The sequence below is a fragment of the Caldalkalibacillus mannanilyticus JCM 10596 genome (genome assembly GCF_000615945.1).
Taxonomy (GTDB): Bacteria; Bacillota; Bacilli; order Caldalkalibacillales; family JCM-10596; genus Bacillus_AT; species Bacillus_AT mannanilyticus.
Map to the genome: position 1 here is coordinate 1 of NZ_BAMO01000085.1, position 2,366 is coordinate 2,366.

General features: G+C 39.5%; 4 protein-coding genes. All 4 read left to right on the forward strand.

Annotated elements, in window-relative coordinates:
• Positions 1-82: 82 nt before the first annotated feature.
• The 4 genes from JCM10596_RS22685 to JCM10596_RS22700 are packed head-to-tail and all read left to right on the forward strand — an operon-like array spanning position 83 to position 2,189.
• Positions 83-457 carry a DUF2089 domain-containing protein gene (locus JCM10596_RS22685; protein ID WP_025029047.1) on the forward strand — a complete coding sequence of 125 codons (375 nt, stop codon included), beginning with the start codon at positions 83-85 and terminating at the stop codon, positions 455-457.
• 30 nt (positions 458-487) lie between these two features.
• Positions 488-1,645: a DUF4097 family beta strand repeat-containing protein gene (locus JCM10596_RS22690; RefSeq protein ID WP_025029048.1), complete on the forward strand. Its 1,158-nt coding sequence runs from the start codon at positions 488-490 to the stop codon at positions 1,643-1,645.
• Entirely contained in the window at positions 1,642-1,833 is a 192-nt protein-coding gene (locus JCM10596_RS22695) for a PspC domain-containing protein (protein ID WP_025029049.1), read from the forward strand. Before JCM10596_RS22690 ends, JCM10596_RS22695 begins: the two co-directional genes overlap by 4 nt.
• Before the next feature lie 5 nt (positions 1,834-1,838).
• On the forward strand, positions 1,839-2,189 hold the full coding sequence (locus JCM10596_RS22700; RefSeq protein WP_025029050.1) for a phage holin family protein: 351 nt from the start codon (positions 1,839-1,841) through the stop codon (positions 2,187-2,189).
• The last annotated feature ends 177 nt before the right edge of the window (positions 2,190-2,366 follow it).

Consider the following 2,366-nt stretch of genomic DNA (forward strand, 5'->3'; position numbering starts at 1 on the left):
GAATAACATTTATTATAATGTTTAATATATTAAACTGTAACATTTAAAAATAAAATAATACTTTAGTGAAAGGGGTAGAAGCATGAGTTATCCAGTTCCTTCATCTTGCCCAGTATGTCAATCTAAGCTTGTTATACAAGAGCTCCATTGCGATCATTGTGACACCACACTCCAAGGTCGTTTTGAAGCATCAAGATTATCTCATCTAAATACAGAACAACTTCATTTTGTTGAAATCTTTCTCAAGGCGAGAGGGAATATCAAAGAAGTAGAGCGTGAATTGGGCATTTCTTATCCCACAGTACGAAATCGTCTAGAACAAGTAGTTGAAGCATTAGGCTATAAGCCGGAGAAGGTATCCGAAGAAAAAAGCAAGCGTCAGGAATTATTGGATCAGCTCTATCAAGGAGAGCTGACACCAGAGGAAACGTTAAAACGTCTGAAAGACATCACATAATGATAAAAAACTGATTGGAGGAAGAGGAAAATGGAAGAAAGAAAAATGATTTTAAAAATGATTGAAGAGGGAAAGATTACGGCGGAAGAAGGAGTACTACTCCTAGAAACCATTGAAAAAAAACAAAAGGACGAAGAAAGAAAAACACATCAGGGCCCTAAGGATAAGAAAGGAGAGCGCTCAGAATACCTGAATTCAGAACAATTTCAAAAGGTAAAAGAGGATCTGCATGAGGCTACTGAGAAGCTGGTATCTAGCGCGAATAAAGGCGCTGCGAAGCTTTTTGATATGCTAGGTAAGGCGATGCAAAAGGTGCAGGACATGGATTTTGATTTCGATATTTCCTTCAATGGGGGAATTAAAGTAACAGATCGAGTGGAAATCCCAACTTTTGAATTTCAAAAGCTTTCATTCTCTACTCCTAATGGAAATATTCGTTGCCAAGAATGGGATCAGCCCTATGCGAAAGTCTTCATTACTGGCTATGTTTCAAAAGTAAGAGATGAAGAGGAAGCATTAGAAAAGTTAAGAAGTGTATACGAGCAAAAAGAAGAAGGAGAGGTATTTTCATTCTCTTTGCTAGAGCAAAAAGGAGTAAGAGGCACGATCGAAGTATATGTACCAGTCAGAGGATATTCGAAAGTGGAGTTAAATACAACACATGGCGGAGTACAAACAGGAAAGCTTCAGGCAGAACAGCTAACGGTGCATTCTACTAATGGATCGATTCGTCTTGAGAAAACCACAGCTGATTCTTTAGAAGCCTCTACGTCAAATGGTCGAGTTCAGCTCCATCATATCGAAGCGGAGCGAGGGGTTATACGTTCTTCTAATGGCAGCATCCATGCTTTTGGTCATTACCAATCATTAGAATGTGAAACGACCAATGGTAGCATTCGTATACAACAGGAGAAGGTGGATTCAAGTGCGATCAAGGCAATGACGCACAATGGCTCCATTCGTGTGATCTATCCTGATCATATACAAGGAGTTCATGGGGAGCTTAAAACAGGATATGGCAGTATGAAATGTTCCTTGAAAGAAGCGCGAATTACGGAAGAACAAGGACTTTCTCACAATAAAAAAATCGTTTTTCAGCAGGGGGAAGAGAAACAGCATGATCTTGTTGTTGAATCTAGAACTGGTTCGATCCATGTATTAGAAAAAGAAGAGGGTGATGGTATATGAAAAAATTAGTACGGGCGCATCATAATCGAATGATAGGAGGAATATGCGGAGGGTTGGGCGAATATTTTAATGTTGATACAACCTTTATCCGTCTAGGGTTTGTATTGGGACTGTTTATGTCCTTTGGGACCATGGCTGTAGTGTATCTAGTGGGTATGGTCATTATTCCAACAGAAGAAAGGGTTTAAGGTACATGAATTTATTATTGCGCCTTGCAGGGAATTGGGCTACATTAATGATCGTAGCTGGATATTTAGAAGGTTTCACCATTGAAGGAGTCACGGTTGCTTTGTTAGCAGCGATTATTCTTGCGATTATCAATGCTGTCGTGAAGCCCATTATTATCTTTTTTACTTTACCTATCACCATTCTTACATTTGGTCTCTTTCTCTTGGTGGTTAATGCGATTACGTTAATGTTAGCTCAGACCTTTATTGCAGGTTTTACGATCGATTCCTTCCTCACCGCTTTTGTGGCTGGAATTATCATCAGTGTTCTTAACTATCTTATCCAAAAAGTGATCATTGATCGTATCAGAAGATAAAAGAAGCTAGGGAAGCAGGTTAGGTGCTGAACCTAGCTTCTTTTTTATCATTTTCCGACAGAAGACTCCCTCTTCAATCGTGTGAAGGGCGAAGCCCAATGATAAGGGGGAGATGAATGTCGGTTGGCGTTAGCCAAAGCTTTCCTCAATATGGTATAATAAGAACGTAAGTTCCCT